Genomic DNA, 12,538 nt, shown 5'->3' on the forward strand with positions numbered 1-12,538 from the left:
CGAAATCAACAGTGCTGCATATTTGCCTGTGCCCGTGATGCCAGATCACAATATGTGCATGACAACCAATTTTGATCAAGCAGACGTCGCAGGCACGGTTGGTGCTTTGTGGGTATTTCCTGTCAAGTCCTGTGCGGGCATCTCTGTACAGCAAGCCAAATTGTTGCCCACAGGCCTGGAGTGGGATCGTGCGTGGATGGTTGTGGATGAGCAGGGCGTGTTTGTTACACAGCGCGAGGTGGCGCACATGGCTTGGGTGCAGCCGCGCATTGATGTGGACGGTGGACAGCTGCTGCTGAGTTTTCCCGGGCAGGAGGATCTGAGCATTCCTTTGGCATTGCCATGGATGACTGAGGTACCCCAACTGCACGTGCAGGTGTGGAGCTGTCACGTCAATGCCTGGGACATGGGGCCAGAAGCGGCAAGCTGGTTCAGTCAGGCCTTAGGACGTGCTTGCCGCTTGGTCCGCTTTGACCCAGCGCAGCAGCGTCTGTCCAGCAGCAAATGGACGGGGGGTATTCGAGCGCCCAACCAGTTTGCTGACGGCTACCCCTTGCTTGTAACGACGAGCTCGGCTTTTGCTGCCCTCAATGAGCGGTTGCAGGCACAGGGGCATGCTGTTGTAGATGGTGTGCGCTTTCGTGCCAATATTGTGCTGAATGGCCTGGCTGAGCATGAAGAAGACTATATAGACACGCTGTGGGTACAAGCTGCTGAGCCCGTGGCCATTCGTATGGGCAAACCTTGCTCTCGCTGTCCGATCCCGAATATCGACCCTCGCACTGCTCAGTCCAGTCCTGAAGTTGGTGACACTATTCATCAGTACAGGCAGGATGCAAGGCTGGATGGTGCTATCACTTTTGGTATGAACGCCGTAGTCGCGCAGGGTGCCGGCCAGCTGCTGCAGGTGGGGCAGGCGGTTGGCGGGCTGCTGAAATTTGACTGAAGCCAGCCACTCTTCGTTAAGATGCTGCTCAATTTTGGAGGAGTTCACCCATGAAATTCGTAATGTTGGCAGCAACCGCTGCGCTGGCTCTTGCAGGTTGTGCGACACAGACGGACCCCATGGCAAAAGATGCAGCACCTTATGTTGCCAAGCCTGATTACGAGCATGCTTTGGTATGCGACACACGCTACGACGATCTGCAAAAATGCGAAGCAACTTTGAAGATGCTGTGCGGCGACCGTGGTTTCCTTGACCTGCGTATTCGCCCTTTGCGTGAGCCTGGCAGCAGTGTTGACAGTTCCACCCACCGTCTGCTGCAGCTGCAGTGCAAGCCGCGTCCGGCCAAGTAAGACTCTGGCCTTGATTGCAACAGCCTGCCTTTTTTGGGCGGGCTGTTTTACTTTGTATCCCCGTCACGTAGATGCGGGGCAATCTGCCCCTTGCCGTCAGAGATTCGCCGCTCATTACAATCGGCATAAATTTTTGTGACAAACCGGCACCAAACTTTGCCAAGCAAAGTGCTTTTCATCACATCTCTCCATAGAACCAGATTCGCCCAGTGCGGATCGGGCACTTCGGCCACGCTGGTGTGGTGCCGGGTAGTGCATTGATACCAAAGGAATTTCCATGAGCCTCAAATGTGGCATCGTGGGCCTGCCCAATGTCGGCAAGTCCACCCTTTTCAACGCCCTGACCAAAGCCGGCATCGCTGCCGAGAACTATCCCTTTTGATGGCGTTCTGAGGAAGTCCTTGCAAATCAATTGGATCCGATGGGTGGAAGCATCGGTCTCCTCAAAATCAGAACAAAGATGTGACTCTTTGCCGTAGAGTTTAGCTTGCTTCCACAAAAAATGGCCGTGTTTTTGGGACTTCGTATAGACGTCCGAAGACGTTGCGTGAAGTGGCTTTTGAGCCAGCAGGAGCATAGAAAAGTGTTGCTAACACACAAGCAGTTGATCTTCTGCTAGATCTAGCGGTTCCAGTGTTGCTTGGCATAATCAATTCCAACTAAACGACAGTCTGAAAAATGCCGGATCAAAGCGACCACAAGTCAGCCGCCTCCTTGTTGGATGTGGAACCATTAAAAATTGAATTGAGAAAATTCGCAGCTGACAGAAACTGGGGACAGTTTCATTCTCCCAAAAATTTAGTGATGGCCCTGACTGGAGAAGTTGGAGAGTTAACGGAATTGTTTCAATGGTTGACCGAAGACGAGTCTCGCAACGTATGCAAAGATGCGACTGCGTCAGTAAAGGTAGAGCAAGAACTGGCAGATGTGATGTTGTATCTAATTCGGTTGTCAGATGTTCTTGGTGTTGATCTCAATCGCGCCGTTTCCAGTAAGCTGAAAATCAACGCGGAAAAATATCCAGTAGGACGTGCATACGGTTCTAGCAAGAAATACGACGAACTCTGATGCAAACAGAAAAACCTACACACCTTCTCGTTTATCAATCAACCGTTGCACAGTTTCTACAAGACTGTGACGAAATTGAAATTTCTTCATTAATCCATGACCGATACGTTGCACTAACCGGTGGCAAGGTTGGGCCAAGTGAGCAAGCATCTTGGAAAAATTCACTGAGCGAGATGGCCCGAGTTCTACGTAGGTCGCAGCTCGATGAGACAGTTGGGGTGGGTATTGAGCTTTTTGCTCCTCAGGCTACGTCTCGTGTGGATTTCTCGCTGTCTGGGCTGGGAGCGGAGGGGGATAAGAAGGTGATATTAATTGAGCTCAAGCAGTGGAGCTCGGTAGATGTCACGGAAAAGGATGCGATTGTTAGAACCGTTTTGGGGGGCGGTAAACAAGATGTTCCGCATCCTTCGTATCAAGCATGGTCTTATGCCAACTTGTTTGAAGGCTTCAACGAGGCCGTCTCTTGCGGTGACATCAAAGTGGTGCCTTGTGCTTTTCTTCATAATTATGAAAGCACTCAGCGGGAGATTATTGATCAACGCTATGACGTTTATTTGCAGAAGGCACCACTGTTCCTTAAAGGTGATTTGGAGAAATTTAGGGAGTTTTTGCGTGAACATCTTCATGGAGGTGATAACGGTAAGGTTATTCACGCCCTTATTCACGCAAAAATTGGAGCCTCTAAAGCTCTCATAGAGGGACTAAACCATCTGCTGAAAGAAAACAAAGAGTTTGTTCTCATTGATCAGCAAAAATTGGTCTATGAGGCGGTCAGAGCAACGGCTAAAGCGGCAGCTCCCGGTAAGCATAGGGTCATCATCGTTGAAGGCGGGCCAGGGACTGGCAAGTCGCTTATTGCAATAAATTTGCTAGTTAAGTTACTGCACGATAATTTGGCGATACGCTACGTTTCCAAAAACTCAGCACCCCGCCATGTTTATAAATCGAAGCTGACTAAGTCGACATTACGAAGTCGTTTCGACAGTCTTTTTTGCGGGCCTGACAGCTTTCACAAGGTGCAGTCGAATACTTTTGATCTTCTGTTGGTGGATGAGGCTCATCGTTTGACTGAGAAAAGCGGGGCTTATGGCAATTTAGGTGAAAACCAAGTCAAGGAACTGATTAATGCAGCTAAGTGCACTGTATTTTTCATTGACGAAGATCAGTGTGTGACGTTTAAAGACATTGGTTCCAAAGCGCAGATAAGACGCTGGGCGCAAGTCAAAGGAGCTGTAGTCGAAGAGTATGAGTTGCAATCTCAGTTCCGTTGCAGTGGCTCTGATGGTTACATCAGCTGGCTAGACAATATATTGGGTATCCGTAGCACTGCAAATCATTTTTTAGACAGTAAGCAGTATGATTTCAGAATCTTCGACAGCCCGCAGGAGCTGCACGAAGTAATAGAGTCAAAAAACATAGAGAATAAGGCTCGTGTGGTTGCTGGGTATTGCTGGCCTTGGAGTAGTAAAAACGATATTTCCAAGATGGATATCGTTATCGGTAATTATCAGCGGCAGTGGAATCTGTCGAGCAACAGCAGTGTTTGGATCGTGACACCCGGATCGATTGACCAAGTTGGATGCATTCACACTTGTCAGGGTTTAGAGGTCGAATATGTCGGAGTGATTGTTGGACCAGATTTGATCGTGAGGGATGGTCAGGTGGTTACAGCCCCGGAAATGCGCTCTTCGATGGATCAGTCGATTCGAGGTTACAAGACCCGAGTTAAAACAAGCCCAAACGCAACCAAAGCCTTAGCTGATAAGGTTATACGAAACACTTACCGGACATTGATGACTCGTGGGCTTAAGGGGTGCTATATATATTGCACAGATGACGAAACGCGTAGCTACTTCAAGGCTAGGCTTGAAGGTCACGGTAGTGCTTCTTCAAAGGAATGAATCAGCAAACCGCAATCGGTCTCCCTAGTAAGGTCTACTCACTTCAGATGTGCCTTGTCCGAGCCTCTCGGAGGTGCCTCTGGGGTATTGAATTGAAGTTGCCCATAGGGGACGTTGCAGCTCTATGGTTACGGCCATTGACATGAAGTCCTGTTTACGGCCGCCTGTCTGGGAGGATTTTGGTCGAAGGTAAGTGGCCTTTCTTAGTCAGGAAATAACCTTCGTAGTAATGGCGCCGTAGGGCCACTACCGGTATCGACATGCCTATAAAAGGCAAGAAAACCGCTGAGAGAGCAAAGTTCCGCAGCCGCAGCATTGCCTTTCAATGACATTGTGATAGTGGGCCTTAGAAGATGTCTGGAATCTACAAGTTGGTTGCTATGACTTGGTGCCTTATGGGTGAACCATAGTCTCTCAATCAACGCCGACACCAGCCAGCACCTAGATTAGCCAAGCGCAGCGACGACCAGCCTCTGTCTCAAGCGTTCTCCGAGGCTTTAAATGGGGCGCTGTGAAGGTTTTACTAACAGGGGTGGTGCAGCTCTGGGCTAGGGACTATGGCTGAGCCATAGACCCATTTCAGCCCCTTGTCTGTAGAGCATCCTCAACCGAGGGTGCGGGAGCGTAGTGGCCGCATCCGGTAGTTACTTCAGCCCAACAACTCCCCCTTTTGATGGCGTCGCAAGGAAGTCCTTGTAAATCAACCTGATCCGATGAATGGAAGCATCGGCCTCCTCAAAATCAGAACAAAGATGTGACTCAGACCTAGAGTCTAAACACTTCCACACACCCTTGTCCGAGCTTATAAATGGGCCGCTGTGAGGCCTACTTTATTCAATGTAGGTGGGGCTTGGCTTAGGCCTGCGGCTGCGCCACAGGCCTATTCAGTCCCTGGCCGGCAGACTCCGTAACCGCGGATGAGGGAGCGTAGCGACCGCAGCCGCTAGAATTCATACTAGAACCCATTGACTCTCTTGAGGTTCGGGGGGAGCGAAGCTCCACCCCGGCGCAGCCGCGTAGCGGCGAGCACTGCCTTCCTAAAGATTTAGAGCTTTTCTGTTTCTACGGTATGTAGTTATGGCGTTTTAGTTTTTGTAATATGTTGATATTAAAGGTGAATTTCAGATTCACTGCCCGATCTTGGCCATTCTTCTGCACCTGAGTCTTCCTGCCGCCTACCCGCCGGCTTTCTTGAGAAGTGTGTCAAGCTGGCTCTTCACTGTCTTAGGATCTTTTGGGGGCACTCCGAGTGCAACGGCCAGAAGCTCGCTGAGCATTCGTCCGCTCGGCGAGGACCCAAGGGTCATGTGCAATTTCCAAAGTGCTTGGTAGGTTGGACGGTGCTTTTTTGCGCAGGCAGACTGCCTTTCCCAAGTTGACAGCTTTCGCTCAAAACTAGAGCGCGGGGAAGGAAGGCGCTGTTTCTCGCCTTTGATTGCCTTATCCAAGTGCTCAATGCGCAACTTCATCTCGGAGCTTTGCAGTGCAGCCAGTTGCACTTGCTGGAAGTCTGTCAGTCGCATGCATTCCAAGACACGGTTGTCTCGCTTCCATTTCTTTGCTGCAAACTTATCGCAAAGGGCAAAGTCGAAAGGTGAGCTGAGGTTTACAAGATCTGCAAAATCATCGTCCTTGGCGTTGATATTGACTTCCTCATTCCGGCAGTAGAGCCAATGGCAGTCGATGGCAATCTGATCACGGTAAATCTGAAAAAAGATTGGGTCGTTGTGTTTCTTCCCTGTTTGAATCTCTTTCCTAAAAGCTGGGGCTAGCTTGCCGTGCGTATTCAGCTCAAAAGAGCAGAACCGATAGCGTTCGCGGGATGATTCGTAGTCGCCGGTAACTTTTATTTGCTGACAGACGGCGTGATAGTTCTCTAAGGCTTCTTCGTATTCGAATAACGGTTCGCGGTTGGCATGACGATTGCTGATTGCGCTCGTGTGCGAATCCGCACCTGATGACATTTCAAATTTAGTGCCGTCAGCCAGAGTGAGGTCAAGCTCAACATCGTCACTGATCTCATCAAGTTCGGCAGAGGTTTGGGAAAGGCGATGCTGGTCGGATGCATTGCTGCTGGACTGTTGCATGTTGGTGCTATCAAAAGATTGTGAAAGCTCACATTTCGGATTGCCAAGGTTTGACAGATTGAAAGTGAGGGGTCACGACTCAGTATAGAAAGCGCTCTACTTAGCTTCGGTGGGTAATTGAATTATCAATCAATAATTGACATCCGATAGTCTGTGACTAATTCGTGTGTGTGGTGAGTGAATTGACTCTAAAGAGCAAACGCTGAACCTGATAAAGCGACCACTGCCCACCGCGCGGAGTTTTGATGCCAAGCTGGTTTAGCTCCGCAGCCATGGCGCGCTGCGACAGCCCGCGATCCTGCATAGAGTGCATGGTGTGGCGCAGTCGCTCAGCAAAGGCATCTGCGGCCTGCTGGCGCTCTTCAATATTAGGGCGCAGGTTGTCTATCCCCTTGCTGCCTAGAACGCGGCCACGGGCTTTAGCTGCCGCCAGTGCAGCCTTGGTGCGTTCGCTGATGCGCCGTGCTTCAAACTCAGCGAAGTTCGCCATGCTGACCAGCACCATGCGGCCTTCGGCCGTTGATGGATTGACGTCCGGCAGATCAGCGAATGCGATGCTGACTTTGCAGGTGTCGATTACTTCCAAAAAGAAACGCACGTCACGTGCCAGTCGGTCGAGCTTGCCGATGACCAATGCGCATCGGTGCTTGCGGCAAAAGGCGAGAGCCTTCTCAAGTTCTGGCCGTCCCTTCATGCCTTTGCGACCGCTCTCGACTTCTTTGAACTCTTGCACCAAGGTGCCGTAATGGTCTTGCACATATCGCACAACGGTAGCCTGTTGAGCTTCAAGGCCCAGACCGCTGTGTCCTTGCTTTTGTGTGCTGACGCGGAGGTAGCTGACGTATGGAGTGTTGCGTTCCTGTTGCATGACCAAATCTCAAGACGACCGTTTAATAGTTTGTCATTGCCAGTATAGGAAGGAGTCGGCTTAAAAATGGCTGGTCAGTGAAAAATTCTTTGTTTTTTATGAGTGCTCACTTTTTGGATTGTTGTTTTCAATATGGGGAAGGGATTGCGAGGGGGGGAATTCCTTTTGAAGCCTATGAGATGCGTATGAGATGCAACAGATTTCGCGTGTTTTTGTTGCATCGGAGTGAAGTCCTAGAAAACAAGGAAAAGCGGCTATGTGATGCATTCACAAAAATCCGCTGTCTTCAGAATGTCTTATATGTCACTAATTTTTTGGATATACCTTAAGAGAACCATGTTTCTTGGTTCTACTTATTGGTGTTTACGACCTAAAACGAACCTATTTCGAAGAACCATCTAAAACGAACCAAGCATGTTTGTCCGCGCCTACCTACGAGCCTCCACCCAAGAACAGGACGCTACCCGCGCACGCGCTGCCCTTGAGGCCTTCGCTGAAGAGCGTGGGCTGACCGTGGCTGCGTGGTATATCGAGAATGAGTCGGGGGCCAGCCTGAAGCGCCCCGAGCTGTTTCGGCTGCTGAGTGACTGCAAGGCTGGGGACGTGCTACTGATTGAGCAGGTGGATCGCCTGTCGCGTTTGAACGATGCGGACTGGTGGGAGGCTCTGAAGCGCGAGATTGGTGCGCGTGGTGTGCGTATCGTGGCGCTGGACTTGCCGACCTCATGGCAGTGCATGACAAGCACTGACGAGACTACGGCACGTATCTTGGCCGCGGTGAATGGGATGCATGCTGGACATGCTGGCTGCGATTGCTCGCAAGGACTACACAGACCGCCGCCGCCGTCAGGCTGAGGGTATAGCTAAGGCGAAGACGGAAAGGGTTTACAAGGGGCGCAGGGAGGATGCAGAGCGTAATGCCGTCATCGTGTCCATGTTGTCCAAGGGGGATGACGTGGAGCGAGATTCAAAAGGCCACAGGGTGTAGCCGGAGCACCCTCAGCAGATTACGTGAAAGGGTTTAAATTGAAAATTAGAGGTTTGTTTAATGAGAATTTCTCACTCTAAAAATATATCTCCTTCAGATCAGATTCACGAAAATTATTTTTTAATTTCGCCCAATTTTCCTCGCTAATTATTTCTCTACTCCATACCAAATCTGTAGTAAAAGAGCTGACACCTCCAGAAGAATATGGAATATGAACAGATTTAAAGTATTCAACTATCTCTAACAAATTCTTATCTCTATAAGACATCTTGTCGTAAAAACTTGCAATAAATGATCCTAAAGGAGTGTAAAATTTCGCGTAATTATTTTCTTCACCCTTATTGTTTAAGGGCGGGGCATAGAGAGTGATGAATGAACTATGAGGGCGCTCAAAAACCAGTTCTCTATAATTTCCTCTATCAATATCTAATATGCATGGGTGGCTGCTGATTTTTTTAAAATAATCAGCTTTTAATCGACGCTCTTCTTCTGTTTTTTCTTGAAAGAGGAGTTTTGATTTTAAACAATGAGCAACCCTCCACGAGGCTAAATCAGCTATGCACAATAATTCAGGAAGATCACGAGGATGTGTTGAAGTTGATTTTGCAACTTGGACTAACTTCTCATCTATTTTTTTTATTTTTTCATCAATATTACCCCTAAGGTCACTCGTATGTGCAAGCACGCCATATATAATGGGTGAAATTATTTCAGACGATGCCTTGTTATATTTGTTTGTTTCTAGCTCTGCTATTTTTTTAGAAGTTTGAAATATTTTATCAAAATGACTTAATTTGATATTTATTTTGCACTCGAATGCTGCTGCAACGCCATTAAATAAATAATATTTCTCTGTTTTTAAGAATTTAGGATAGTTCGGCTTGAGAACTATTAAATCAATTTGTGGGCTCGCTAGCCCATTTGCGCCAAGAATTCTCCCTTTCGTGACTACGGTATAGCCTTCAGGTAGCCAGTCTTCAAGTAGCTTTTGCCAAGATATTTCTCCTTGATCCCCTGCCGTTCCGGGATCTTCTTTTACCCTTTTATTAATTGCTTCATAGTCTTCAGCAATTCTTCTGGAATAACTTCTGATATATCCGTGCAACTCGTGGTCTTGCATAATTATTTCTTGATAAATTTATTAATTTTTGTGCAGCGCTGTTTTATCGGTTTAAGTGTAAGTGTGAAAAATACGTCGAAGCATAAATGCCTAAAATTACAGCGCTGCGTGTGCCACAAGGGTGTAGCATAAGCTCTAACTTGATCTGGGGTCTTAGTCTGTATGACAGGGATTTTTAGTAGCTCAAAAGTGTGTGCCACATCCCATCATTCGCTCCATCGTTTCCCTAACTTGCGGACTGCACGGCAGCCTGAATTCTCACTAGTTCTGCCGAAACTGCTGTCAACTCCACAGCAACATAGTGGCGGTTGAGTGTGTCTGACTTGGGCGGTGTGTGGTTGAGGATTCGACGCAGCACGGAATCCGGGATGCCTTGAGCCTTACCGACAGAAGCATGCAGCTTGCGAAGATCGTGAAGCATGAACTTCGGCGCTCCTGCGCGTATTGCCATCTCGGCAAGGTGTTCCACGCTGACCCCTTTGAAAAGCGTTTGTGGCGCTGCTAGACCCTTACAGCGGCGGCGCAAGATGGCATCCATCAGTGGCGTTATGGGAAGCCTATGAGGCTTGCCATTCTTGGTCATCGGTATGGTGATCAGCCCTTTCTCGAAATCGACCTGCTCACGCGTTAGTCCTGCGCATTCACTACGCCGTAGGCCGGTATACAGCAGCAGCATCAAGCAATCCCGCTGAGGCTCAGGCAAGGTATCCACTGCACTTTTCCATGCAGGTAGGTCGCTGACCTCTAGCGTTCTTGGTCTGGGCTTTGCACGTTCGGGCATCAGGCCTGCGGCGGCCAGCTTGGTGAAGGGGGTAGCCAACTCCAAGCCATGCACAGCATTTGTATATTTGATAAGCGCACCTATCACGCCACGACCGAACTCAACCAGCGCAGCCCCCTTGGTCTGTGCGAACTGATGGCAGTGCTCCGCAAAGGTGGGGTGGCGCAGGTCGTCCACAGGCCGTTGTAGCCATTCGGCAAAGTGCGTGCGGAAGAACGAGTCGTAGCGCTTACGGCTGGTCTCTTTGAGTTTCTTGGCATCACAGTAAGCGGGTAGCACCTCTGCAAGCGTAGGAAGTGCTTTGAACGCTTTATCAGGACGCTCTGGAAATACACCACGTCGGCACTCTCTTAATAGTGCCATGGCCCGATCTCGGGCTTCCTCAACGCTTATCAGGGGCCAGCGTCCCAAGGTGCATCGGAACTGCTTACCCCGCACGCTAGTAGCAACTTGAAAGGTCTTGGTGCGTGCGCCAACCTTCACACAGAACCCGCACAGCACTCGGTCACGCAGGATTACCCCGGGCCGCAATCCGTCCCTCACCAGCAGAGATTCGCTGATCATTACAATCGGCATAGATTTCAGTGACAAAACTGGCACAAAACTCTGCAAAAACAGAGCGTCTACGTCACATCTCTTCAAAAGAACCAGATTCGCTGCAATGCGGATCGGGCACTTCGGCCACGATGGTGTGGTGCTCGATAGTGCATTGATATTTAAGGAAAATCCATGAGCCTCAAATGCGGCATCGTGGGCCTGCCCAACGTCGGCAAGTCCACACTTTTTAACGCCCTGACCAAGGCGGGCATCGCCGCCGAGAACTACCCTTTTTGCACGATTGAACCCAATACCGGCGTAGTGGAAGTACCTGATCCTCGCTTGGATCAACTGTCCGAAATTGTGAAACCCGAGCGCGTGGTCCCTGCAATTGTCGAATTTGTGGATATTGCCGGTTTGGTGGCTGGCGCCTCCAAGGGCGAAGGTCTGGGCAATCAGTTTTTGGCTCACATCCGTGAAACCGATGCCATCGTCAACGTAGTGCGTTGCTTTGAAGACCCCAATGTGATCCACGTGGCCAACAAGGTGGACCCGATCGCTGACATTGAAGTCATTCAGACCGAGCTGTGCCTTGCTGATATGGCCACGGTGGAGAAAGCGATCCATCGCCACACCAAGGCTGCCCGCTCAGGCAACGACAAGGAAGCCGCCAAGCTGGTTTCGCTGCTGACGCCCATCCTGGAAGCGCTCAATGAAGGCAAGCCAGCGCGTTCGGTACCAATCTCCAAGGAAGATGCACCCCTGCTCAAGCCTTTTTGCTTGATCACGGCCAAGCCGGCCATGTTTGTGGGTAACGTCTCCGAAGACGGGTTTGAGAACAATCCCTTGCTGGACAAGCTCAAGGCCTATGCCGATGCGCAGGGTGCACCCGTGGTCGCCATTTGCGCCAAGATTGAAGCGGAAATGTCGGAGATGGAAGACGAAGACCGCGACATGTTCTTGCAAGAGCTGGGTCTGGAAGAGCCCGGTTTGAACCGCCTGATCCGTGCCGGCTTCAAGCTGCTGGGCCTGCAAACTTACTTCACCGCAGGCGTCAAGGAAGTGCGCGCCTGGACCGTGCGTGTGGGAGCTACTGCACCCCAAGCTGCCGGCGTGATTCACGGTGATTTTGAGCGCGGTTTTATCCGTGCGCAGACCATTGCGTTTGATGACTTTATTGCCTTCAAGGGCGAGCAAGGCGCCAAGGACGCGGGCAAGATGCGCGCTGAAGGCAAGGAATACATTGTCAAGGATGGCGATGTTCTGAACTTCTTGTTCAACGTCTAACGTTGATCTATTGCCTCACGGGTTCTGTGAGGCTTCTTGAAACCCAGTAAGTTAATGATTTACTGGGTTTTTTAGTTTATTTGCTGTGTTTTATTGAAGTGGTTGCGTTGGTGGGAGTGGTTGCTGTATTCCCGCATTTAAAAGTGGATACGGAGACTGGAAGGGCAGCGCCAAGTTGAATGGCTCGCAGTGCCGTACGTCCAAGTCTGGGCTTTGCTCGCTCGGGTGCATGTTGTCTCCTCAATGTGTGCAGGAGGAAAGCGATAGAAGCATTGAGGCTATTGCAGTAGCACATGCTACGAGTACGCTGACGCAAGTTGCAGCCATGGGCATCGCGGGCACCGCGATCGAATCCGCGCCGCAGAGCATGTGCTGCTGCCGAAACGCGCCGTAGGCCAGGACTGCACCTGCCGCAGTAAGCAGTATCAATCCCATGGCGGTGATCGGCATTTCCTGGTGAATCCAGCCTGATCGCAATGCAAGCAGTGCATTGGCAAAGATTGCCAAGCCTGTCCGACTCCAGGATAGTGCGGTGCGCTGCGCTTGGAGCCCCGTGTCCTGGCTTGGCGAGGGGGTGCTTGAGGTATGTCTGGCGCACCTCATTG

The 12,538-nt window shown here is 50.2% G+C and carries 12 protein-coding genes and 1 pseudogene; 8 read left to right on the forward strand and 5 right to left on the reverse strand.

Annotated features, from left to right (window positions below; genetic code table 11):
- Positions 1–58 precede the first annotated feature (58 nt).
- The 5 genes and pseudogenes from H9646_RS10505 to H9646_RS10525 all read left to right on the forward strand — a co-directional run bounded on the left by H9646_RS10505 (position 59) and on the right by H9646_RS10525 (position 4,265).
- Positions 59–946 (forward strand): MOSC domain-containing protein, encoded by an 888-nt coding sequence (locus H9646_RS10505; RefSeq protein ID WP_191723330.1) that lies wholly within the window; start codon positions 59–61, stop codon positions 944–946.
- Between the two features lie 50 nt (positions 947–996).
- Positions 997–1,296 carry a hypothetical protein gene (locus H9646_RS10510; protein WP_191723331.1) on the forward strand — a complete coding sequence of 100 codons (300 nt, stop codon included), beginning with the start codon at positions 997–999 and terminating at the stop codon, positions 1,294–1,296.
- Positions 1,297–1,573: 277 nt separating this feature from the next.
- A pseudogene (locus H9646_RS10515) lies at positions 1,574–1,675 on the forward strand (GTPase); the annotation flags it as partial.
- Positions 1,676–1,974: 299 nt separating this feature from the next.
- Positions 1,975–2,364 (forward strand): nucleotide pyrophosphohydrolase, encoded by a 390-nt coding sequence (locus H9646_RS10520; protein ID WP_191723332.1) that lies wholly within the window; start codon positions 1,975–1,977, stop codon positions 2,362–2,364.
- Complete coding sequence (locus tag H9646_RS10525; RefSeq protein WP_191723333.1) at positions 2,364–4,265, forward strand: DUF2075 domain-containing protein; 1,902 nt, start codon at positions 2,364–2,366, stop codon at positions 4,263–4,265. Before H9646_RS10520 ends, H9646_RS10525 begins: the two co-directional genes overlap by 1 nt.
- Positions 4,266–5,440: 1,175 nt before the next feature.
- Here H9646_RS10525 and H9646_RS10530 read toward each other — a convergent pair.
- Positions 5,441–6,352, reverse strand: a complete 912-nt coding sequence (locus H9646_RS10530) for a hypothetical protein (protein WP_191723334.1) — start codon at positions 6,350–6,352, stop codon at positions 5,441–5,443.
- Between the two features lie 157 nt (positions 6,353–6,509).
- A complete protein-coding gene (locus tag H9646_RS10535) occupies positions 6,510–7,220 on the reverse strand; it encodes a recombinase family protein (RefSeq protein WP_191723335.1) in 711 nt (236 codons plus the stop codon).
- Positions 7,221–7,634: 414 nt separating this feature from the next.
- Between H9646_RS10535 and H9646_RS10540 the strand changes: the two genes are divergently transcribed.
- On the forward strand, positions 7,635–8,075 hold the full coding sequence (locus tag H9646_RS10540) for a recombinase family protein (RefSeq protein ID WP_225214128.1): 441 nt from the start codon (positions 7,635–7,637) through the stop codon (positions 8,073–8,075).
- Between the two features lie 95 nt (positions 8,076–8,170).
- Entirely contained in the window at positions 8,171–8,245 is a 75-nt protein-coding gene (locus H9646_RS18710) for a helix-turn-helix domain-containing protein (protein ID WP_404813102.1), read from the forward strand.
- 39 nt (positions 8,246–8,284) lie between these two features.
- Here H9646_RS18710 and H9646_RS10545 read toward each other — a convergent pair whose 3' ends face one another.
- The gene (locus tag H9646_RS10545) at positions 8,285–9,328 is read right to left on the reverse strand and encodes a DUF6602 domain-containing protein (RefSeq protein ID WP_191723336.1); all 1,044 of its coding nucleotides are present in this window, start codon (positions 9,326–9,328) and stop codon (positions 8,285–8,287) included.
- 226 nt (positions 9,329–9,554) lie between these two features.
- A complete protein-coding gene (locus H9646_RS10550) occupies positions 9,555–10,685 on the reverse strand; it encodes a tyrosine-type recombinase/integrase (protein ID WP_191723337.1) in 1,131 nt (376 codons plus the stop codon).
- A gap of 153 nt (positions 10,686–10,838) precedes the next feature.
- Here H9646_RS10550 and ychF point away from each other — a divergent pair, with 153 nt between their 5' ends.
- The gene (gene ychF, locus H9646_RS10555) at positions 10,839–11,933 is read left to right on the forward strand and encodes a redox-regulated ATPase YchF (RefSeq protein ID WP_191723338.1); all 1,095 of its coding nucleotides are present in this window, start codon (positions 10,839–10,841) and stop codon (positions 11,931–11,933) included.
- Positions 11,934–12,173: 240 nt separating this feature from the next.
- On the opposite strand, the gene H9646_RS18715 is transcribed toward ychF, so the two are convergent.
- Positions 12,174–12,536: a DUF202 domain-containing protein gene (locus H9646_RS18715; protein WP_225214129.1), complete on the reverse strand. Its 363-nt coding sequence runs from the start codon at positions 12,534–12,536 to the stop codon at positions 12,174–12,176.
- Between the last annotated feature and the right edge of the window lie 2 nt (positions 12,537–12,538).

The organism is Comamonas avium (genome assembly GCF_014836675.1).
GTDB lineage: Bacteria > Pseudomonadota > Gammaproteobacteria > Burkholderiales > Burkholderiaceae_C > Comamonas > Comamonas avium.

What these genes read in the sequence shown, in the direction of transcription:
- H9646_RS10505 (WP_191723330.1), top strand. Translation starts at nt 59, where the DNA reads ATGACAACCAATTTTGATCAAGCAGACGTCGCAGGCACGGTTGGTGCT.
- H9646_RS10510 (WP_191723331.1), top strand. Translation starts at nt 997, where the DNA reads ATGAAATTCGTAATGTTGGCAGCAACCGCTGCGCTGGCTCTTGCAGGT.
- H9646_RS10520 (WP_191723332.1), top strand. Translation starts at nt 1,975, where the DNA reads ATGCCGGATCAAAGCGACCACAAGTCAGCCGCCTCCTTGTTGGATGTG.
- H9646_RS10525 (WP_191723333.1), top strand. Translation starts at nt 2,364, where the DNA reads ATGCAAACAGAAAAACCTACACACCTTCTCGTTTATCAATCAACCGTT.
- H9646_RS10530 (WP_191723334.1), bottom strand. Translation starts at nt 6,352, where the DNA reads ATGCAACAGTCCAGCAGCAATGCATCCGACCAGCATCGCCTTTCCCAA.
- H9646_RS10535 (WP_191723335.1), bottom strand. Translation starts at nt 7,220, where the DNA reads ATGCAACAGGAACGCAACACTCCATACGTCAGCTACCTCCGCGTCAGC.
- H9646_RS10540 (WP_225214128.1), top strand. Translation starts at nt 7,635, where the DNA reads ATGTTTGTCCGCGCCTACCTACGAGCCTCCACCCAAGAACAGGACGCT.
- H9646_RS10545 (WP_191723336.1), bottom strand. Translation starts at nt 9,328, where the DNA reads ATGCAAGACCACGAGTTGCACGGATATATCAGAAGTTATTCCAGAAGA.
- H9646_RS10550 (WP_191723337.1), bottom strand. Translation starts at nt 10,685, where the DNA reads ATGCCGATTGTAATGATCAGCGAATCTCTGCTGGTGAGGGACGGATTG.
- ychF (WP_191723338.1), top strand. Translation starts at nt 10,839, where the DNA reads ATGAGCCTCAAATGCGGCATCGTGGGCCTGCCCAACGTCGGCAAGTCC.
- H9646_RS18715 (WP_225214129.1), bottom strand. Translation starts at nt 12,536, where the DNA reads ATGAGGTGCGCCAGACATACCTCAAGCACCCCCTCGCCAAGCCAGGAC.